This is a genomic window from Marinicella meishanensis (genome assembly GCF_019931145.1).
GTDB lineage: Bacteria > Pseudomonadota > Gammaproteobacteria > Xanthomonadales > Marinicellaceae > Marinicella > Marinicella meishanensis.
This window is the reverse complement of sequence record NZ_JAIOUV010000004.1, coordinates 124,379-145,545: the sequence shown is the minus strand read 5'-3', so window position 1 is coordinate 145,545 and position 21,167 is coordinate 124,379. Positions and strand designations below refer to the sequence as shown.

Here is a 21,167-nt window from a genome sequence, read left to right as displayed (position 1 = left end):
TCGGGTCACCCTTTTTTTGTGTCCGAAATTTGAGGGCCGATAAAAAAACAGGCCCTGGCCTGAGTTACAATGGCGGTTCCCAATCACTGTACCCTAAGGACCCATGAGCTTATATGACCTGATTGCCATTCTGCTGTCTCTGGCGGCTGTGTTCGCCTACTTCAACCACCGCTTTGTGGGCTTGCCCAATGGCATTGGTATCATGTTGATTGGTTTGGTGATGTCCTTGTTTTTGTTGTTGTTGAATCAATTGGGCTGGGTTGACTCGGACCAGGCCGAAGCGATGCTGGCGCAGGTGGAGTTCGATGACACGGTGATGAAGGGCATGCTCAGCTTTCTGTTGTTTGCCGGCGCCTTGCATGTCAACTTGAACCGCTTGGCGGCCATGAAAGACACCATCGCCACCCTGGCCACTTTGGGTGTGATCATGTCTTCGGTGATTGTCAGCGTGGTCAGCTATTACGTGTTCCAGTTGTTTGGCATCGACATTCCTTATATCTATTGTTTGGTGTTTGGCGTGTTGATTTCGCCGACCGATCCGATTGCCGTGATGGGCATCCTGAAAAAAGTCGGCGCCCCCAAAGCCATTGAAGTCAAAATCACCGGCGAATCCTTATTCAATGACGGCGTGGCGGTGGTGTTGTTCATCGCGGTATTGGGCGTCGCCACGGGCCAGTCTGAAGCCACTGTGTCGGGCGTTGGCTTGTTGTTTTTGCAAGAAGCGGTGGGTGGTGCCTTGTTTGGCTTGTTGTTGGGTTACGCCGGTTATTGGATGCTGAAATCAATCGACAGTTACCAGATTGAGGTGTTGATCACCATGGCCATGGTCACCGGTGGCTATGCCTTGGCCATGCATTGGCATTTGTCCGGCCCCATCGCCATCGTGGTGGCAGGCTTGATGATCGGTAACCAGGGGCGGCGCCTGGCCATGAGTGCGCAGACCCGGGAGCGCTTGGACACCTTTTGGGAGTTGGTCGATGAGGTGCTCAATGCGGTGTTGTTCTTGTTGATCGGCATGGAGGTGTTGATCATTCACTTTTTGCCCAGCTATTTGTACAGTGCCCTGTTGATCATTCCGTTGGTGGTCATCGCCCGTTTCATCAGCGTCGGTTTGCCGATCAGTTTGTTGCGCATGAAAAACACCTACCCACCACACGTGGTGAAAATACTCACTTGGGGTGGCCTCAGGGGCGGTATCTCAGTCGCGCTGGTGTTGTCCTTACCGCCCGGTCCACATCGCGATCCTTTGATCGCTGCCACTTATGCGGTGGTGTTGTTCAGTATCATCGTGCAGGGCCTGACCGTCGGACGGGTGGCACAAATGGCCAACCAGACCGAGTCCAGCCGGCCTGCAGCGGCTGAAAAATAAGGCACCCAAGCCAGGTCTGGCGACCGCGGCAACAACCATGGCAACTTTCCACAGTTTAACGGTTGCAAAAACAAAAATATATAGTAGAATATGCCATCTTGATGATGCGGGGTGGAGCAGTCTGGCAGCTCGTCGGGCTCATAACCCGAAGGTCGTAGGTTCAAATCCTGCCCCCGCAACCAATTGAATGATCGCCAGTAGAACGATCAAACAGTCAGGCTCCCAGTGGAGCCTTTTTTGTTGCTGAATTTCATTGATTGGTGAGGCGACAATCCGGTCTGCAATTCACCTCCCTGAGTTCATCACAACGTAACCAACACCACAGTAAACTGGATGAAAGAACAACAGTTAACAGAATTGATCCAACCGGTGATCGAAGACCTGGGATTTGTTTTTTGGGGGCTGGAATACCTGCCACAAAAGAACAATGCCATCTTGCGCGTGTACATTGATCACGAGCAAGGGGTGGGGGTCGATGATTGTGCCACCTGCAGCCACGAAATTTCTGGCTTGTTGGAAGTGGAAGACCCCATCAAAAGTGCCTATGTGTTGGAAGTGTCCTCACCGGGCATTGACCGGGTGTTGTTCACACGGGATCAATATGCCCAATACATCGGTGAAAAGGTGCAGGTCAAGCTGGCCCAACCGGTGGCTGGTGCCCGCAACATCAAAGGCATCATACAATCGGTCAGTGCCGATGAAATTGTGGTGGCCAATGAAGTCACTGAATATGGTTTTGCAATGAGTAATGTTATGAAAGCACGGTTGAAACCAACCACGGCTGGAGTGAAGAAATGAGTAGAGAAATTCTGTATGTGGCAGAAGCCTTGTCTAACGAGAAAGGCGTCAGTCGAGACGTGATTTTTGAGGCCATTGAACTGGCTTTGGCTTCGGCCACCCGCAAAAAGCACATGAAAGACATGGACGTGCGGGTAGACATCGATCGCACCACCGGTGAATACGATTCTTACCGTCGTTGGACTGTGGTGGAAGACGAGGAATTTGAATCAGAAGACCGCCAACTGACCTTGGAAATGGCCCATAAAGAAGATCCTGAACTGGAACTTGGTGACGTCATTGAAGAACAAATGGAGTCGGTGGAATTCGGCCGCATCGCGGCACAAACGGCCAAACAAGTGATCTTGCAAAAAGTGCGTGAAGCCGAACGTGAGCAAGTGGTGGAAATGTTTGAAGACCGCGTGGGTGAGGTGCTTTCAGGCATCGTCAAGCGGGTCGAACGTGGCCATGTATTCATTGATGTGGGCAGCGGCATCGAAGCCATCGTGCCCCGTGAATATGGCATCCCCCGCGAAAAAGTGAAACGCGGTGACCGCCTCAAAGGCTTGTTGGTGGAAGTCAACCGTTTGAACCGCGGACCGATTTTGACCTTGTCGCGCAAATCGCCGGAATTCATGATTGAATTGTTCAAAGTGGAAGTGCCTGAAATTTCTCAGGGTTTCCTGGAAATCAAGGGTGCCGCCCGTGACCCGGGTCACCGGGCCAAGATTGCCGTGTTCTCTCACGACCGCAAACTGGACCCCATCGGCGCTTGTGTCGGCATGCGTGGTTCCCGCGTGATGTCGGTGGCCAATGAATTGGGTGGTGAGCGCATTGACATCATCTTGTGGGATGAGAACACCGCACAGTTCATCATCAACGCCATGTCACCGGCTGAAATTGAGTCGATTGTGGTGGATGAGGAAAAGAACACCATTGATGTGGCCGTGGCCGAATCCCAATTGTCGCAAGCGATTGGCCGGGGCGGCCAAAACGTGCGCTTGGCCAGTGAACTGACCGGTTGGGAAATCAATGTCCTGACCACCGCGCAAGCCGAAGAGAAGAACGAAGCCGAGGCGATGGAGTTCGTCAAAGAATACGAAGAAAAATTGGATGTCGATGAAGACATGGCCATCCTGCTGGTGCAGGAAGGCTTTTCATCGATTGAAGAAATTGCTTATGTGGATGAGTCTGAGTTGCTCAACATCGAAGGTTTTGATGAGGAGTTGGTGGAAGAGTTGCGTGGCCGGGCCCGCGACGCGTTGCTGACCCAAATGATTGCCAATGAAGAGAAGCTGGAAGACAAAAAACCCGCCGATGACATGTTGGGTTTGGAGCTGATGAATGATAAATTAGCGTACACATTGGCAGAGCAAGGCATCAGAACCCGTGATGACCTGGCTGATCTGGCCACCGATGAGTTGGTGGACTTGGTCGAAATGGATGAAGAAGATGCTTCGGCGTTGATCATGGAAGCCAGAAAACATTGGTTCGAATAAAACACAACAGGAGACAACATGTCTGATGTAACCGTAAAACAATTGGCTGGAGTCCTCGGGATTACCACTGAAAAGCTGATGGAACAACTGGCCAGTGCAGGCATCCCTGCCAAGTCAGAAGATGACACCATCAGCAATGAATCCAAAGTGAAGCTGTTGGAATTCTTGCGTGGTGCCCATGGCAAAGAGAAAAAAAGCCTGTCCCCACGCAAAAAAGTGGTGCTCAAGCGCAAGTCAAAAGAAGTTTTGCGGGTGGCCAGTAGTGGCGGCGGACCGGCCAAGACCAAAAGCATCAACATCGAAGTCAAAAAGAAAAAACGCAGCGTTGGTCCCAGCCAGTCAGAACTGGCTGAAATTGAAAAGGAACGCCAAGCCGCACAGGAAGCTTTGGCCGAGCGCAAGCGTCAATTAGAAGCCGAAGAACAAGCCAAGAATGAAGCCGAAGCAGCGGCCAAGCAGAAAGCAGAACAAGCCGCGGAGCAAGCGGCTGCTGCCGAAGCCGAAGCGGCTGCCGCCGAAGCCGAAACAGCAGCAGAAGTCGAAGCGGCCACCGAAGCCGATGTGACTGAGGCAGACGCCGCCGAAGACAGTGAGGAAGCGGCTGCAGCAGCAGAAAAGACAGCTGCTCCCAAGCAAAAACTGGACGAAGAGGCTGAGCGCAAGCGGCGACATGATGAGTTGGTCAACCAACAGGTGCAAAAAGCCATCTCAGAACGGGCCAACCGCAAACGCCGCGAGAAAGCCGGTGCCGCCGACAACAAACGAGACAAAGGCCGCGGTGCAGACCGCAGTGGCGACAAACGTTCCAACACGCGCTATGGCCGCAAACAACTGCACGTGTCTGGCAGTTCCCACGGCCGAGGTGAGCGCAAAGCCATGCGTCCGGTGTCTGCAGGCAAAGGAGAGCACGGCTTCCAAATGCCGGCCGCTCCAGTGGTCAAAACCGTGGCCATTCCAGAAAACATCACGGTGGCGGATTTGGCCAAAGAGTTGTCAATCAAAGCCAGTGACGTGATCAAAGTGTTGATGCAAATGGGCATGATGGTGACCATCAACCAACCCTTGGATCAAGACACCGCGATTTTGGTGGTGGAAGAATTGGGCCACAAAGCCGAAGAAGCGGTGGTGCAGTCCAAAGCCGAAATCCTGAAACAAGAATCCGAACAAGAAATCGACGAAGAGAACGCCGAAACCAGACCGCCTGTGGTGACCGTCATGGGCCACGTGGATCACGGCAAAACCTCTTTGTTGGATTACATCAGAGACACCAAAGTCACCGACAAAGAAGCCGGTGGCATCACCCAACACATCGGTGCTTACCACGTGACCACCGACAAAGGGGTGATTTCCTTCATTGACACCCCAGGTCACGCGGCCTTCACCGCGATGCGTGCCCGCGGTGCCCAAGTAACCGACATCGTGATTCTGGTGGTGGCAGCCAACGACGGTGTGATGCCACAAACTCAAGAAGGCATTGAGCACGCCAAAGCCGCAGGGGTGCCCTTGATTGTGGCGGTGAATAAGATTGATTTGCCCGAAGCCAATGTCGACAAAGTCAAACAAGACCTGGCCAGCCACGAAGTGGTGCCAGAAGACTGGGGCGGTGACGTGCAATTCATTGAAGTGTCGGCCCTGACCGGCCAAGGCATTGATGACCTGCTGGACGCCATTTCTTTGCAAGCCGAAGTGATGGAGCTGAAAGCCGTGAAAGACTCCAGTGCCTCAGGCATTGTGGTGGAGTCTTCATTGGACAAAGGCCGTGGTCCGGTGGCCACCGTACTGGTTAAAAACGGCACCTTGAAAAAAGGTGACATGATTTTGTGTGGTGAACAATTTGGCCGCATTCGCAGCCTGATTGATGAAAGCGGTCATGAAATTGATGACGCCGGACCTTCGATCCCGGCGGTGGTGCTGGGCTTGTCCGGGGTGCCGATAGCCGGTGATGAATTCCTGGTGGTTAAGAACAAGAAACACGCCCGGGAAGCGGCCCAAGAGCACCGCGAACAAGAACGCGAAATGCGCCTGAAGCGCCAACAAGCCGCGAAGTTGGAAAACCTGATGTCGCAAATGGGTCAGGAAGAAAAACTCAACGTCAATTTGTTGGTCAAGGCCGATGTGCAAGGTTCGGTGGAAGCCTTGCGTGAATCGTTGGAGAACATTTCCAATGATGACGTCGATGTGAAAGTGATTTCTGCTGGTGTCGGTGGCATCACCAATGCCGATGCCCAATTGGCGGCGGCCTCCAGTGCCATCATCATCGGCTTCAACGTGCGTGCCGACAAAGCCGCCCGTGAATTCATCAAAGAAAGTGATTTGGACCTGCATTACTTCAGCATCATTTATGAAGCGATTGATCAGGTCAAACAATCGGTGACCGGTATTTTGGGCACCGAGGTCAAAGAAGAAATCATTGGCATCGCCGATGTCAAAGACGTGTTCCGCTCATCCAAGTTCGGCACCATTGCTGGTTGCTTGGTGTCAGAAGGGGTGGTCCGCCGCGACAATCCGATCCGTGTGTTGCGTGACAATGTGGTGATTTTTGAGGGTGAATTGGAATCCTTGCGCCGCCACAAAGACGACGTCAATGAAGTGAAGTCGGGTACCGAATGTGGTATCGGGGTGAAACAATACAAAGACGTGCAATCCGGTGATCAGATCGAATGTTACGAGCGGGTTGAAGTCCAAAGGACTTTGGAATAAAGTCTATAACAAGACAGCGAGATTATGGGACACAGAGATTTCAAACGCAGTGACCGGGTCGCGGCGCATTTACGCCGCACCCTGGCCACGGCCATACATCAAGATTTGCCTGATGAGGACACGTCGTTCATCACCATCTCAGATGTTGAGGTGACCCGCGATTTGTCGGTGGCCACGGTGTACATCAACACCCTGGACCCATCACAAGAGAAGCTGGCGATCCAAACCCTGAGTTTGAATGCCAAACAATTGCGCCGGGTCATGGCCCAACAACTGAACACCCGCAAAGTACCGGAATTGCGCTTCAAGTACGACGCTTCTTTGGAATATGGTCGCAAATTGGAACACCTGATTCAAAAGGCCCGCGCCACCGACCCCAACTTGACCGAAGAAGACGCCTGAGTCTGCGCTGATGGGCCAGCGAACCTCTGCCAAACGCCACTACCGCGACATCCACGGCATCATCTTGCTGAACAAAGCGACCGGCATGAGCTCCAATCAAGCCATGCAGAAGTTGCGGCATGCCATCCAAGCCAAAAAAGCCGGCCACACCGGTAACCTGGACCCCATGGCCACCGGGTTGCTGCCCTGTTGTTTTGGTGACGCCACCAAAGTCGCCAACCTGTTGATCAATGCCGACAAAACCTACATCGCCCGTTGTGTGTTGGGCAGCCAAACCGACACCGGGGATGCCACCGGCCAAGTGATCGAAACCGCCCCAGTACCGACGCTGACAAGCGAGGAAATCGAACAGGCTTGTGCGGCACTGACCGGCGACATTGAACAAATTCCGCCGATGTATTCGGCCTTGCACCACCAAGGTCAGCGCTTGTATGACCTGGCTCGCCAAGGCAAAACCGTCGAACGCCCAGCCCGTCCCGTGACGGTGCATCATTTCACCCTGTTGGCCCATACATCCGAATACCTGGAATTTGAAATCAAAGTGTCCAAGGGCACCTACATCCGCACGCTGCTGGAAGATTTCGCCGCACAATTGGGCACCGTGGCCCACATGTCGGCCTTGCACCGCACCCAAACCGGGATCTTCACCGCTGAACACATGCTGGACCTAGCAACCATCCAACAACGGCCTTTGAGCGAGGTGTTGATGCCATTGGAAACCGCCTTGGTTGAGTATCCCCGATTGGATTTGAGTGAAAGCCAAACCCAGGACCTGATCCATGGCAAAAAAATCAGTTATACTATCGAGCAAGGAATTTACCGCATGTTTGATTGGACTGACCGGTTTTTGGGACTGGGTGAAGTGCAACACCATCAATTGAAGGTAAAAAAACTGTTTTACAAATCTTACAGTCAAAAGGCAGTTTGACAGGAGTGAAATGACCATGCTGATCGGCATTGATTTGGGCACCACCAACAGCGTGTGTGCCGTGTACCAGGACGGTGCAGCCAAACTGATACCCAACAATTTTTCTGAATACCTCACCCCTTCTTGCATCAGCGTGGAAAAAGACGGCCGCTTGCACATTGGCAAGACCGCCAAAACCCGCTCGCTGTTGTATCCCAAAGAATCGGTGGCCAATTTCAAACGGTACATGGGCAGCGACAAGGTGTTTCGCATCCACCGACAGCAATACTCACCCGTGGAACTGTCCTCCATGGTGTTGCGTAAATTGGTTGAAGACGCAGAGAAACACACAGGCCAAACAGTCACCGAAGCAATCATTTCGGTACCGGCCTATTTCAATGGGGTGCAACGCAAAGCCACCATGCAAGCCGCCGCCATGATCGATCTGAAAGTGGAAAAACTGATCAACGAACCCACCGCCGCCGCCATTGCCTATGGCTTACAAACCAAACCCGAATACACCGACTTCATGATCATTGATTTGGGTGGTGGCACTTTTGATGTGTCGATCATGGAATATTTTGATGACATATTGGAGGTCAAAGCGTCGGGTGGTGACAATTATTTGGGTGGCGAAGATTTTCTGCAGGTGTTGGTTGACATTTACGCCGACAAAGCCGGCATCAAGCCGCCAAAGCTGTCGGCCAACGACCGCCACTTGTTGTACACCCGCATGGAAGATTTGAAAAAACAAAGTGCCAAACAGAATTGGCAGATCGAACCTTTTCTGTCGGTGCCCACTCCCACAGTGACGATCGAGAAAGACACGTTCGAACAAGCCTGCAAGCCGTTGTTGCAAAAAATGATCAAGTCCATTGAGCTGTGTTTGAAAGATGCCCGTCTGCGACCAGATGAAATGGATGAAATCATTTTGGTTGGTGGGGCCTCGCGGATGTCTTTCGTGCGGTCTTTGGTCACCCGCTTGTTCAAAAAAATGCCACGCACCGACATCGATCCGGATTTGACCATAGCCCATGGGGCGGCGATTCAAGCCGGCTTGAAAGCCCGCAACGAGGACTTACAAGATGTGGTGTTGACCGATGTGTGTCCATACACCCTGGGCACCGCGGTGGTTAACCACAGTGTGTATGACGACAGTTTGTTGTTCAGTCCGATCATTGAGCGCAACACGGTGGTCCCGGCCAGCCGCTACAACATCTATGAAACGGCCACGGATAACCAGAAAAAACTCAACATGAAAATCTACCAAGGTGAAAGTCGCCTGGTCAAAAACAACATCTTGTTGGGTGAGTTTGAAGTCACTGTACCACCCGGGCCGCAAGGGCAGGAGCAGGTCGAGTTGCGCATCAGTTATGACGTCAATGGCATCTTGGAAGTGGACGCCAAAGTGTTGTCAACCGGCGACAGCAAAAACCTGCTGATCAACAATTCACCGCAAGAACTCAGTGCGGCAGACATCGCCAAGTCACGCAAAAAACTGCAAGGGCTGAAGTTTCACCCCAGAGAAAGCGAGGCAGTGCAGGAATTGATGATGCGGGCCGAAACCATCTATGAAAACAGCATCCAAGAGGAGCGCGAAGCGATCAATCAGTTGGTGCAGCGTTTCAATGACGTGTTGGCCTCTCAAGACCCCAAACAAATCGAGCAAGGCATGGCCCACATGCGGGAACAATTGGCCCAATTCGAAGCCAACCGGTGGTTCTGATGTTCCCCTGGGATGTGTTGGGTTTGGCGCCCACCGATGACCGCAAAGCCATCAAAAAAGCCTATGCCCGGTTGTTGCGACAGCACCGACCGGACAGCGATCCGGAGGGTTTTAAGCGGGTCAATGAGGCGTATCAGGCGGCGTTGATATTGATAACACAGAATAATGGTCAACAGGTCGAGTTGGACTCTGAAACCATTTCGAATGACCATCAAGAATTTCAGACCAAAAAATCAAATGACGCTACCAATTCGCTCGGGGCTGAGTCAAAGTTTCAGGTTGATTGTCATAGTGTGGCAGAAGATTTATTTACCAAGACAGATGAATTGATCAAGACAAAATTAAAGATACGAAATGATCTGCAAAACTGGCAATTTTTGCATGGGTTTCATGACATATTGGAGTTAAGCTTTAAAGAACAAGTATCCAAAGAGATGTTTAAAAAAGTTGCCGAATTAAACCACAATGAACTTAAAACAAATGGTGTATTGTTGATTGATCGTGATGTTCTGATTTTGATGAACCAGATTTTTGATTGGGATCGTAATTGGCAAGAGTTGAATCAATTATATCCGTCTACATACTTCGAAAACACAATAGATCGGACTTATGTTCAATCTGAGTCGAATCAGATTCCTAAAAAACATAATTTTTACAAGTTGGCCGCTTTTTCGTTAGATATGGGAGCAGCTGCTCTTTTCACCTTGTTCATTTTCTTAAAAATGCCTGATGATTACCCCGGTTATGTCATACCAGTCTTTTTGATTATTTTCAGTTTGATGACAGGGCTCACTGAACTTTCCAAGTACAAAACTTCTCTTGGCAAATATACACTTGGATTTAGGTTAACCGCGAACGGGGAACAGTTGGCAAGTAGATTCAGAATTTTGATTCGATTGATGTTGTTTCATGGATCAGCATGGTGTGTTTATGTATCAATGGTAAATGGAAATATTGATATGAATTTTTGGTTCATCCTTTCCCTGGTGTTGATGGTCAGCTCATTGGTCATATGGGTGCTCAAAGACAAGCCACTACATGATTGGCTGACTGGTGTCACAGTGGCACAAATAGAATCAAATTGAAGCATCATTTAAACTGAAATTAGGAAGCCAGATGTATCCATGGGATGTACTCGAAATAACTGAAACCGATGACCGCAAAGCCATCAAAAAGGCCTATGCCCGGTTGTTGCGACAGCACCGACCGGACAGCGATCCGGAGGGTTTTCAGCGGGTCAATGAGGCGTATCAGGCAGCATTGAAATGGAACGCGGCTGATTGGCAAGAACCTGCCTGGGCTGACACTCCGCCAACGCCCCTTGCTGCCGACCAGGCACAGGAACCAGAGCCCTCAGTACATGATCCCGAACCGGCGCCAACAACGGCACCAACCGCTGAGACAACTGCTGAGACAAGCACCTCGACAGAATCGCCTTCGGTTGACCAAGTGCTGTTGGCCGATGAAGCTTCCTGGCAAGTGGTGACCGACATCCTCAAACAATTCAAGGCCACCGCTTTCGCCCCCATCGCCATCAAGCGCGACCTGACCCATTGGCAGTTCCTGGAACAGTATCATGACATCAGTGATCTGGCGGCTCGAGAGGCCTTGTCCGAGGAAATATTCAAGCGCATTGTCGAATACAATCATTTTCAAATGCAGGCGGGGAATTTGGCCGCGTTTGACGCCCAAGTGGTCAACTACTGCAATGAGGTGATGGATTGGGAAGCCAATTGGGTGCATTTTGAGCGGCGCTTTGCCCCGGCCTATGTACAACATGTGTACCACCTGATCGAATGGCAGCAAACCGGTGGCCATGACCATGCCCCGGCCACTGGCTGGCAGCGTTTGTTGGCCTGGTGGTTTGATGTGGTGGTGGCTTTGGCGGCCAGTATTTTGTTGGCCGCTCTGATGATGCCTGAACACAAGATCAGTGTCATATTTCAGGGTGATTACCGAATGATCACCTGTGTGCTGTTGATGCTGGTCATGAGTGGCATGCAACTGTCCCGCTGGCGCAAATCACCCGGCCAACACATCAACGACATCAAAGTTTATGATTTGTTCGGCAACCACCCGGCCCTGAACATGATGTGGATTCGGGTTGCGGTCTTTCAGGCCTCCATGTCGCCCATTTATGGCTTCTTGTTGTGGCCGACTGCACCGTTCTGGTTGTTGGCCTTGTGGGCTTATTTGGTGGTCATGATCAACCTGTTTCTGCGTTATAAAATGGGGCACTGGTTGCACGAATGGGTTTCAGGCACGGTGGCCATCAAGTGAGTCGGCAGCAGTGATCATCGCCATTGGGCAGTCAACAATTGATCGATTAAGGCCTGATCAACGAACGGTGAGGTCCATTGCGATCATACGGTAGAATGCCGTTTGCCAGCATCACAGGGTGGTCGAAAAATGACCCAAAACAAAGGCTGTCTGAGTTTGTTCACTCAAGCCAACTTGATGGCCAACATCAGGTCCTGATGGTGACCCCGAAAAACCCCAAAAAACGTTGTTATTGCTGCATAAAACCAGTAGAATACGCCCCACATCTGAGCTGTGCGAGCGTCTGACGGCAGTTTGGTTTTTTAAACGGGTCAAATACCAGCGATGGGACCCCTTCAACGAGAGATGACATGATTACAGTTGAACAAAGACAAGAAATCATCAAAGAATACAAAACCAGTGAAAATGACACCGGTTCTCCAGAAGTGCAAGTGGCTTTATTGACTGCCCGCATCAGCAACTTGACTGAGCACTTCAAAACCCATAAAAAAGACAAGCATTCGCGCCGCGGTTTGATCAAATTGATCAACCAGCGTCGTAAATTGTTGGCCTACACCAAGCGCAAAGACGCCGATCGGTATCAAAACCTGATCCAACGTTTGGGCTTACGAAGATAATGACGTCAGTCAAAAGAAAACCCGCATCCGCGGGTTTTTTTTTACCTGCCTGCTCATAGGGAACAGGCAGTCGGAAAGCAGAGAAAATAACAGACCCATCAAAGGTCAGGAAAATAATCAGTGAATAAACAAGTAAAACAATTTCAATACGGCAAGCACACCGTGACTCTGGAAACGGGACAAATCGCCCGCCAAGCCACCGGTGCAGTGAAAGTATCCATGGGCGACACCATGTTGTTGGTGACCGTGGTCGGCAAGAAAGAAGCCAACCCGGATGCCAGCTTCTTCCCCTTGACCGTGAATTATCAAGAAAAATTCTACGCGGCCGGGGCCATTCCTGGCGGCTTTTTCAAACGCGAAGGCCGACCCACTGAAAAGGAAGTCTTGATTTGTCGTTTGATCGATCGCCCGATCAGACCTTTGTTCCCCAAAGGTTTCAAGAATGAAGTGCAAGTGATTGCCCAAGTGATGTCTTTCAGCAAAGACATCGATGCCGATGTGCCCGCCATGATCGGTGCGTCTGCGGCTTTGGCGCTGTCTGGCATCCCGTTTGCTGGCCCGATTGGCGCGGCCCGCATTGGTTACCAAGACGGTGAGTACTTGTTGAACCCTTCACTGGAAGAACTGGAAACCTCCAAATTGGATTTGGTGGTGGCGGGTACCGATCAAGCCGTGTTGATGGTGGAATCGGAAGCCGACCTGCTGAGCGAAGACGTGATGCTGGGTGCGGTGAACTACGGTCATGAGCAAATGCAAGTGGTGATTGAAGCGATCAAAGAATTCGCCGCCGAGCACGGTAAACCGGCTTGGGACTGGGAAGTGGCACCGACCAATGACAGCCTGTTGGATGCCATCCAAAAAGAATTTGGTGCTGACATCGAAGCGGCTTTTGCCAACCAAGTCAAAGAAGACCGCTATGCGGCCTTGGATGCCATGCGCAGCAAAGTCATGGCTCATTTTTGTCCCGAAGGACAAGATGAGCCTGAGCACAACCCCAAAGAAGTGGCGGAACTGATCGGCAAGCTGGAAAAAGACCACGTGCGTCAAAAAATCATTTCGGGTGCACCCCGCATCGACGGTCGGGATCCGACCCAAGTGCGTCCCATTTCGGTGGAAGTGGGCATTTTGCCACGGGTCCATGGTTCGGCCTTGTTCACCCGCGGTGAAACCCAAGCCATCGTGGCCACCACTTTGGGCACCGGTCGTGATGCCCAATTGATCGACGGCATCGAAGGTGAGAGCAAAGACGATTTCATGTTCCACTACAACTTCCCACCATTCTGTGTCGGTGAAGCCGGTTTCATGAGTGGTCCCAAACGCCGTGAAATCGGCCATGGCCGTTTGGCCAAACGGGGCTTGATGGCGGTGGTGCCGAATGAAGAAGAATTTCCATATGTGAAACGCATCGTGTCTGAAATCACCGAATCCAATGGTTCGAGCTCAATGGCTTCGGTCTGTGGTTCGTCCTTGTCGATGATGGACGCCGGTATCCCATTAAAAGAGCCGGTGGCCGGTATCGCCATGGGGTTGATCAAAGAAGGCGATGATTTTGCCGTGTTGTCTGACATCCTGGGTGACGAAGATCATTTGGGTGACATGGACTTCAAAGTGGCCGGTACCGAAGGTGCCATCACCGCTTTGCAAATGGACATCAAAATCCAAGGCATCACCCGTGAAATCATGGAAATTGCCTTGCGTCAAGCAACCGCTGGCCGCCAATTCATCTTGGGTGAAATGAACAAAGTGATTTCAGAGCCACGCGCTGAGATGTCGGCTTATGCCCCGCGTTTGGAGACCATCAAGGTCAACCCAGACAAGATCCGTGACATCATCGGTAAAGGCGGCGCCACCATCCGTGCCTTGACCGAAGAAACCAATACCACCATCGACATCAACGACGATGGCACCGTGACCATTGCGGCGGTGAACCAGGAAGACAGCGACTTGGCCAAGAAACGCATCGAAGATTTGACCGCTGAAGTTGAAGTGGGTGCCACCTACGAAGGCAAAGTGGTGAAAATCATGGATTTTGGCGCCTTTGTCAACCTGTTACCGGGTCAAGACGGCATGGTGCACATTTCTGAGATTTGTCATGAGCGCGTGGCCAAGGTCACCGACAAAATCAAAGAAGGTGAAGTGGTCAAAGTGAAAGTGCTGGAAGTTGACAAACAAGGCCGTGTGCGTTTGTCCATGAAAGCCCTGGAACCCAAGCCTGAATAAGGCTGATCAGAAAAAGACTTGAAGTGAATTCAAGCGATCAAAAAACCCGCCGATTGGCGGGTTTTTTTTGTGGCTGCAAGCGCCAGTTGGATCAGAAACACAAAGTCTCAAAGTTTGCGCCCCAGGCGTTTTTCGATTTGTTTCTTTTCCCATTCGCTGTCAAAGCGGCCCAACCAATCAAAGGTGACCATGGCATGCATGGCGAGGCCCAGACCCCATCCCAGGGTGGCCCAGAAAAACCACAGATTGCCCGGGCTGGTCAGTAAGTTGACCAACAAGATGAAGGTGTTGATCACCACAAACACCATGGCATGCACATAGAAACTTTTCAAGCCCTGCACATATTCCATGGCTTCGGTTTCTTCGTCGGTGATCAATGGGGCCTTTTGGTCGGCTGGTGGTTGCTGATTTTGTTGCATGGCTATCTCCGGTTGTAAATCTTCAACATTCACTTCGAATACGGCCGCGATCGATTGAAACGATTCCATTTGGGCTGGTTTGCCTTTTTCAATGCGTTGAATGGTGCGGATGCTGAGTCCACTGTATTCAGCCAATTGTTCTTGTGACCAGCTGCGTTGTAGCCTGAGTTTTTTAACGATCATGGTGTCATTCGTTGTTCATTGATAACCATTATCCTTATTATGCCGCAAAATGTTACGACTGTCATGTGACTTGCGGGTGACTTGGTGACCTGACAGCGCCCGCATGTCGGCTGTCACCTGGTTGTCAGGTCATTCTGTGGGCGGTTTTACAGGCTCAAGTCCCAGCCCAGTTTTTTGGCCAGTTTGTTGGCTTTCTTTTGGTGTTTTTGGGCTTTTTTCGGTTCGCCAGCGGCTTGGTAAACCAAGGCGGATGTTTGGTACCAGTTCACCGAAGGTTTGCGTTGGCCTTCGTGGTCCTCGAGCAATTGCCGGGCCAATTCGATGTCCTCAGTTGAGCGTGGCTCTTGTTCGACCAAGTGGCTGGCGTAAGCAATCTGGGCATTGGCATCGCCATCCAGGGCGGCTTGTTTGAGCCAGTATTCAGCAGGCTGCCCGGTTTGATTGAGGTGGCTGTCATGGCGGAACAGATCATAAGCCAAGCGAGCGGCTCCGGCATGACCTTGTTCGGCCGCCAAAACCACCCAATTGCTGGCTTTGTTGCGGTCGATTGCGGTGCCTGCGCCGCACAGCATGTTTCTGCCCAACAAATATTGGGCCTTGGCATGGCCATTGGTGGCGGCTTTGAACAACCAGTCATTGACTTCGAAGCGACTGATTTTGGCTGTTTCATTCATCAAATTTGAACTGGCGGCCATGGCAAACAAATACTGGGCTTGGGCAGAGCCTGCCTGGGCTTGGGTTTTCAGTTTTTGTAAGCGGTTCTCATACAAGCGCCGCAATTCACTTCGGTTGGTCAAGTTCTCCAAACTGTATTCAATGGTTTGCCGGGCAAAAACCGGTCTGGACTCGGCGTCAGGCTTGAAATTCAAAGAAAATTTAAACTGTTGGACGACATCCAGGGTGGCTTTATCAAACACCTCTGGCGGGTAGGCGTCAATCACGTGGGGTTGTCTGACGGTGCCATCGGGGTGCACATAAAAACCCACCGTGACCCAGCCTTGGACCCGGTTGAGTAGGGCGGCATTGGGGTAGCGCGGCGGTTTGCGGGCAACTATTTTCAGGTCAAAAGTGCTTGTCTGGTCGGTTTTGTCAGTGGTTTGTTGTTGCTCAATCGGTGCCCATTTTTGCGCAATGGCGGCTGGGCCATACTGCGATGACAAGGCATTGCTTGCTTGCTCGGCGGCTTGCAGTTCAGTGGCAGATAACTGGGCTGTTAAGGTGTTGATGATGGGTTTGAACTCAGGGTGTTCAGGGTCTTGTGCCAGGCTGGCCCATGCATAAGCTTGGACCAGATCTGTATCCACATGCTGACCGTGTAGGTACATCACCGCCAAATTGTATTGCGCGCGGTGGTTGCCAATGTGGGCCAAGCGGGTGAATTCAGCGTAAGCCTGATCGTAGGATTGTTCTTCATACCATTGCATGGCTTGATCAAAATCGGCCGTCGCCAGGTTGGCAAACAACAATGAGAGCAGTAAGACGTGTTTTTTCATGGATAATTTCCTTGTTAAAAAAACTGCGAATCATGATAGCAAACTTCAGAATATTATGCCACCGCCTCACCGCTTTCACAGCGGCTTGCTATAATGCCCCTTTTACAACATGCATTGCCCATGAACCCCAGCAGCCACACCGATCATGTCGTCTTCACCCCTTTGCGCATCGCTCTGATCACCGCCATCATCCTGGCCAATGGCCTGGCGGTGATCAGCCAATTCTTGGGTGATGATCCCTGGGCCCAGGCCCTCAGTGTGTTTGCGGTGGTGTTCATCATGTTGTTTGTGTTCGTGATCCTGTTGGAAGTGGTTTGGCTGCACCACCGAGCCAAACCGCTGGCAGACCCGGTGCTGGTGGCCCGTTATCGCCTGGCCAAAGTGATTTACGGGGTGTTGTTTGTGTTGGGATTTGCCTTGGCAGCTTGGGTGTTGTTGTGAAGTGAATGACTTTTTACACTGATTTTCATTCACTCTTGCCGTGAATTGGTTAAACTGAAAGCAATCAAATAACCGGGAGACGACATGAGAATGATTGCACCGATGCTGGTCTTGGCCTTGCTGAGCGCTTGTGCCACCACCCCCAGTGGTGACAGGCGCCTGATCTTGGTCAGCCCTCAACAAATGAGCCAAATGGGTGCCGCCACCTTTCAACAAATGAAAAGCCAACAGACCGTCACCAGCAACAGCCGGCAGGTGGACTATGTGGAATGCGTGTCTTATGCGATCATCAATGCCTTGCCAGACGAATGGCGCCAAATGCCCTGGGAAGTGGTGGTGTTTGAAGACGACTCTGCCAATGCTTTTGCCTTGCCTGGCGGCAAAATTGGGGTGCACACGGGCTTATTGAACGTGGCCCAAAATCAATCCCAACTGGCCACCGTGATTGGTCACGAGATCGCCCATGTGTTGTGGCGGCACGGGGATCAGCGGGTGTCGGCACAGTTGCTGGCGCAAGCGGGCTTACAAGTGGCCGACATGGTCAGTCGGCAGCACGTCGAAGGTTCCCGGGAACGGCAGATGTTGTTGGCCAGTTTGGGCTTGGGGGCGCAGGTGGGGGTGATGTTGCCGTTCAATCGCAACCACGAGAAAGAGGCCGACCGCCATGGTTTGCATTTCATGGCCCGAGCCGGTTTTGACCCGACCGAAAGCATTCAGTTGTGGCAAAACATGGATGCCGCTTCCAGTGGCCAACGACCACCAGAATTTTTATCAACCCACCCAGAACCAGAGAACCGCATCCTCAAACTGCAAAAATTCATGAACAAAGCCTTGAGTTATGAAGCCGAGGCCAAAGCCAAGGGCTTGAATCCACAGTGCGGCCGCTGAATGGCTTAAGGTTGCCGATGGTCTGAGAATTGCAACACCTGCTGTAATTGCAACAAAGTGTCTTGCGCCCAATGGGCATCGTCGCTGTTGGTTTGCCAACTGTCTTGATGGCTGGTAAAACTGGCGTCGGCTTGTTGCATCATTTCAACCACATGGGTTTGCTGTTGGTAAGCTTGCCGGAAGAAGCCCATGTCAACCAGCCGTTGGTCGCCACTGAGGGCTTGTCGCAGGGCGCTGGAAGCGGCATATTGTTGCGGATACAAGCCAGTGGCCATGTGCGACAACAACTGGCGGTGGGTGAGGAAATCAAAGGCCGCTTTGGACAGCGCCGAATCATTGGTGCGAGAAAAGTTGTTGGCAATCAATTTCCGATAAATCTGTTGTTGCAGGTCGTTGACGTGGCCCAGCAGGGCGTCGTTGACCGTGGCCCGCATGCCATTCATTTCATCGTAAAAACTGAAGCCGCCGGGTTCTTGGCTTATCAGGGTTTGCCAATCAGTCCAATTGCTGCGAATCACCGCATTGATGTCTATTTTTTGCGCCGTGAGGAAGGTCAGTCGATTGGGAAAGAGGCCATAGGTGCCTCGGTCCAAGCTGGTGTTGATCTGCTTCCCGATCAAACTGATGGGGCAGGCCATGTCCAGGGTTTCTTGGTTGTTTTCGCCGAACAAGTAAATATGACGCTGTTCACTCAGCAACGGCTTGGTGAACACCGTTTGGTCATTGAAGCGGCCATTCAATTGCAGATACAGCTGGCCTTCAAAGTTGGCGATTTTGTTGTTTTCCAGGTGGGTTGGCGAGGTTTTGCGCTGCTGCCACTCAACCTGGTCGTAACAAATTTCCAACGACCCCAGGCCAAATTGTTCGGCCAATTTGAGGTGGTTGGGAAACAGGTTCAACAGTTCTGTGCTGGGTTCCAGCACCACATAGGCACCACATGCCTGGGTCACCGCACAGGGTTCGATGACCAAGTTCTCGGGGATGTATTTGGTTTTTTGTTCGATCGATTGAAACAGGTCCACATCACTGCCGGGCTTCAATTCGGTTTCGGTGTATTGGTTGACGTGGGTGACGATTTCTTGTTTTAAGCGCTCCCATTTTGACTGCAATAAAGTGAATTGAGCGGCCAATGGTTGGGCTTGTTGCACGCATTCTGGGTATTGATATAAGCTCAAGCCAGCCATCAGCAAATTGCTGATGTCGTTGCGGCTGTCATCAGCAGCCATCAAGCCGGGCCAGCGGTCATGGAACCAGGCCATGGTTGCGGCCGCCAGGGCCCACTCAACGGCGTTGCCCTTGGTCGAAAGTTGTTGCTGACAACCCACTTCACCCGCCGCTTGCATGGTCAGGTTGTTGATGATTTGCACCGAAGGCAATTCCAAGGCGCGGTTGATGCTGTTGCTGTTGTCCAGTCGAATCATGTTGCCGGACAAATTGCCACTGCTGGCCAGCTCGGTGCCCCAGCGCATGAATTCCTGAAAACAGCTCTCGTATTGGTTGCTGCCAATCGGCAGGGGTGGTTCCGGTTTCTGCTGCACACTGAGGTTCAAGCAGACTTCCAGGTTTTGCTGTATGTCATCCCGCAAGGGGTGGTCAAAATACACCGCTGGGTTGTTGATGTGGGTTAACAGACTGAACAGTTGTTGGTTCAGGCTGAGATTGAAATGGTCGGGGTTTTTGAACTTGTTGGGCAATTCAGTGAGCAGCGTGTTCACCACCGCAAACAATTGGGTGTCCAAGCCATCGACTTGGCTTTGGTTGGCTTGCCAATAGGCCGCGGTTTGTTGGATCAAAGCGCCCAATTGTTGTTGTTCTTCAGCGGTCATCAAGGCCGGACTCAATTCAATCAACTGGTACAGTTCAATCCAATCATAGGCCAAAGCCAGCAATTGCTGCTGTCCGCGGTGCCAGTCTTGCCGCAGCAGGGCCACCGACAAAGGGTCGAACGACAGGGGTTGGGCCAGTAAGGTGTTGTAATCAGCCACGCTCAACGGCTGATTCGGATTGAGGGTGGCCAAAATGAGCGGATAGGCGCTGTCTGCCGGGGTGGCATCGCTGGCCTCGGGCACAGCGGTCTCGGCATCGGCTGGTGAGTCAATCCAAGGCAACCACTTGGCCACTTGCGGGCCTTTGTCGCCTTGCAACATGTTCGACCAGCTGCGGTTCAGCGTCAACCAAGCCTGGAATGTGGTGGGGCTGATCGGGGCGTCCACGGTATGCTGTTGCGGGTCTGGCGCCGGCAGGTCAATTTGCCGCCAACGATTCAAAGTCATGCCATTGGTGTATTGAATTAAGGACTGGGCCATCAAGGCGTGGGTGTTGATGTGGGTGAAGGTTTGGGGTTCTTCAACTTCAGTTTGCAGCGCTTGTTGCCATTGTTGTTGCAACTGCTCGGTTGAGGCAAAAGATTGCGACAGTTGTTGCGCCAAGCGGGTCAGGTAGACTGCTTTGGCCACCCCATATTCGAGCCGCAGGTGATTGGCAACGGCTTCGGCATCGGCCAACTGCAACACCTCGATTTCAGGTGCTGGGGCGGATTCGGTCTCTGATTGTGTGTGGGCTGTCAGTGCCCACATCAACAGGCACCAACCAACCATCAGCTGATTCATGCAGTCATTGTATCAAAGTGCTTGCATTTGCCAAGCAGAGATTCATGGAATCGACACCGCCACTGCCGCTGCCTCAAGAAGCTCACTTTATCGCTGTCAATGTGCGGCAGAAAAGCGCTAAAATACCTCTCTGATTAATCCAAATGATGGCATGAAAAATCTGAAAATCATCACCACCGGTGGCACCATTGATAAATTGTACTTTGATGATCTGAGTGATTATCAAATCGGCAAACCGATCATCGGTGAATTGCTCAATACCTACCACGTGGGTTTTGATTTCGAAGTGGTGCCATTGTTGAAAAAAGACTCGATCTACCTCACCGATGAAGACCGGGAGTTGATCAAACAAGTGATCGTCAAATCAGATGAAGCCCACTTTTTGATCACCCACGGCACCGACACCATGGTGGAGACCGCCCGCTACCTGCAGGGTATTGAGGGCAAAACCATCGTTTTGACCGGGGCGCTGACGCCCGCCCGATTCAACGCCACCGATGCCATCTTCAACATCGGTTGTGCGGTGGCCGCCGTGCAAACCCAGCCCCAAGGGGTGTGGGTCATCATGAATGGTTTGGTGTGGGATCCTGAGCACGTGCGCAAGAACCGCCAAGCCAACCGTTTCGAGGAGGTGTGA

Annotated in this window: 17 protein-coding genes and 1 tRNA gene; 15 read left to right on the top strand and 3 right to left on the bottom strand. The window is 51.8% G+C overall.

Translation table 11 applies throughout. From position 1 onward, the window contains the following. Positions 1-103: 103 nt before the first annotated feature. The 12 genes from K7G70_RS07815 (at position 104) to pnp (ending at position 14,497) form a co-directional block, all read left to right on the top strand. Positions 104-1,369 carry a cation:proton antiporter gene (locus K7G70_RS07815; RefSeq protein WP_223788062.1) on the top strand — a complete coding sequence of 422 codons (1,266 nt, stop codon included), beginning with the start codon at positions 104-106 and terminating at the stop codon, positions 1,367-1,369. Between the two features lie 105 nt (positions 1,370-1,474). Further along, positions 1,475-1,551 (top strand) — tRNA-Met (locus K7G70_RS07810). A gap of 151 nt (positions 1,552-1,702) precedes the next feature. Then, positions 1,703-2,167 (top strand): ribosome maturation factor RimP, encoded by a 465-nt coding sequence (rimP, locus tag K7G70_RS07805; protein ID WP_223788061.1) that lies wholly within the window; start codon positions 1,703-1,705, stop codon positions 2,165-2,167. After that, positions 2,164-3,645 carry a transcription termination factor NusA gene (gene nusA, locus K7G70_RS07800; RefSeq protein WP_223788060.1) on the top strand — a complete coding sequence of 494 codons (1,482 nt, stop codon included), beginning with the start codon at positions 2,164-2,166 and terminating at the stop codon, positions 3,643-3,645. The genes rimP and nusA overlap by 4 nt, the downstream gene beginning before the upstream one ends. A gap of 18 nt (positions 3,646-3,663) precedes the next feature. Then, positions 3,664-6,345, top strand: coding sequence for a translation initiation factor IF-2 (gene infB, locus K7G70_RS07795; RefSeq protein WP_223788059.1), 2,682 nt, complete (start codon positions 3,664-3,666; stop codon positions 6,343-6,345). 24 nt (positions 6,346-6,369) lie between these two features. Further along, positions 6,370-6,747 (top strand): 30S ribosome-binding factor RbfA, encoded by a 378-nt coding sequence (rbfA, locus tag K7G70_RS07790; protein ID WP_223788058.1) that lies wholly within the window; start codon positions 6,370-6,372, stop codon positions 6,745-6,747. A gap of 10 nt (positions 6,748-6,757) precedes the next feature. Then, positions 6,758-7,675 (top strand): tRNA pseudouridine(55) synthase TruB, encoded by a 918-nt coding sequence (gene truB / locus K7G70_RS07785; RefSeq protein WP_223788057.1) that lies wholly within the window; start codon positions 6,758-6,760, stop codon positions 7,673-7,675. A gap of 10 nt (positions 7,676-7,685) precedes the next feature. After that, positions 7,686-9,380, top strand: coding sequence for an Hsp70 family protein (locus K7G70_RS07780; protein WP_223788056.1), 1,695 nt, complete (start codon positions 7,686-7,688; stop codon positions 9,378-9,380). Continuing rightward, a complete protein-coding gene (locus K7G70_RS07775; protein ID WP_223788055.1) occupies positions 9,380-10,465 on the top strand; it encodes a J domain-containing protein in 1,086 nt (361 codons plus the stop codon). Before K7G70_RS07780 ends, K7G70_RS07775 begins: the two co-directional genes overlap by 1 nt. A gap of 31 nt (positions 10,466-10,496) precedes the next feature. After that, the gene (locus tag K7G70_RS07770; RefSeq protein ID WP_223788054.1) at positions 10,497-11,660 is read left to right on the top strand and encodes a J domain-containing protein; all 1,164 of its coding nucleotides are present in this window, start codon (positions 10,497-10,499) and stop codon (positions 11,658-11,660) included. 350 nt (positions 11,661-12,010) lie between these two features. Continuing rightward, a complete protein-coding gene (rpsO, locus tag K7G70_RS07765) occupies positions 12,011-12,277 on the top strand; it encodes a 30S ribosomal protein S15 (RefSeq protein ID WP_223788053.1) in 267 nt (88 codons plus the stop codon). Between the two features lie 120 nt (positions 12,278-12,397). Then, a complete protein-coding gene (pnp, locus tag K7G70_RS07760) occupies positions 12,398-14,497 on the top strand; it encodes a polyribonucleotide nucleotidyltransferase (RefSeq protein ID WP_223788052.1) in 2,100 nt (699 codons plus the stop codon). Positions 14,498-14,604: 107 nt separating this feature from the next. Here pnp and K7G70_RS07755 read toward each other — a convergent pair whose 3' ends face one another. Continuing rightward, positions 14,605-15,099 (bottom strand): helix-turn-helix domain-containing protein, encoded by a 495-nt coding sequence (locus tag K7G70_RS07755; RefSeq protein ID WP_223788051.1) that lies wholly within the window; start codon positions 15,097-15,099, stop codon positions 14,605-14,607. A 146-nt stretch (positions 15,100-15,245) separates the two neighbouring features. Then, positions 15,246-16,592 (bottom strand): TonB family protein, encoded by a 1,347-nt coding sequence (locus K7G70_RS07750; RefSeq protein ID WP_223788050.1) that lies wholly within the window; start codon positions 16,590-16,592, stop codon positions 15,246-15,248. A 120-nt stretch (positions 16,593-16,712) separates the two neighbouring features. Between K7G70_RS07750 and K7G70_RS07745 the strand changes: the two genes are divergently transcribed. Both K7G70_RS07745 and K7G70_RS07740 read left to right on the top strand, forming a co-directional pair. Further along, positions 16,713-17,033, top strand: coding sequence for a hypothetical protein (locus tag K7G70_RS07745; protein ID WP_223788049.1), 321 nt, complete (start codon positions 16,713-16,715; stop codon positions 17,031-17,033). 84 nt (positions 17,034-17,117) lie between these two features. After that, positions 17,118-17,921: a M48 family metallopeptidase gene (locus tag K7G70_RS07740; RefSeq protein ID WP_223788048.1), complete on the top strand. Its 804-nt coding sequence runs from the start codon at positions 17,118-17,120 to the stop codon at positions 17,919-17,921. A gap of 5 nt (positions 17,922-17,926) precedes the next feature. On the opposite strand, the gene K7G70_RS07735 is transcribed toward K7G70_RS07740, so the two are convergent. Next, on the bottom strand, positions 17,927-20,530 hold the full coding sequence (locus K7G70_RS07735; protein WP_223788047.1) for a hypothetical protein: 2,604 nt from the start codon (positions 20,528-20,530) through the stop codon (positions 17,927-17,929). Positions 20,531-20,681: 151 nt separating this feature from the next. Here K7G70_RS07735 and K7G70_RS07730 point away from each other — a divergent pair, with 151 nt between their 5' ends. Continuing rightward, positions 20,682-21,167 carry an asparaginase domain-containing protein gene (locus K7G70_RS07730; protein WP_223788046.1) on the top strand — a complete coding sequence of 162 codons (486 nt, stop codon included), beginning with the start codon at positions 20,682-20,684 and terminating at the stop codon, positions 21,165-21,167.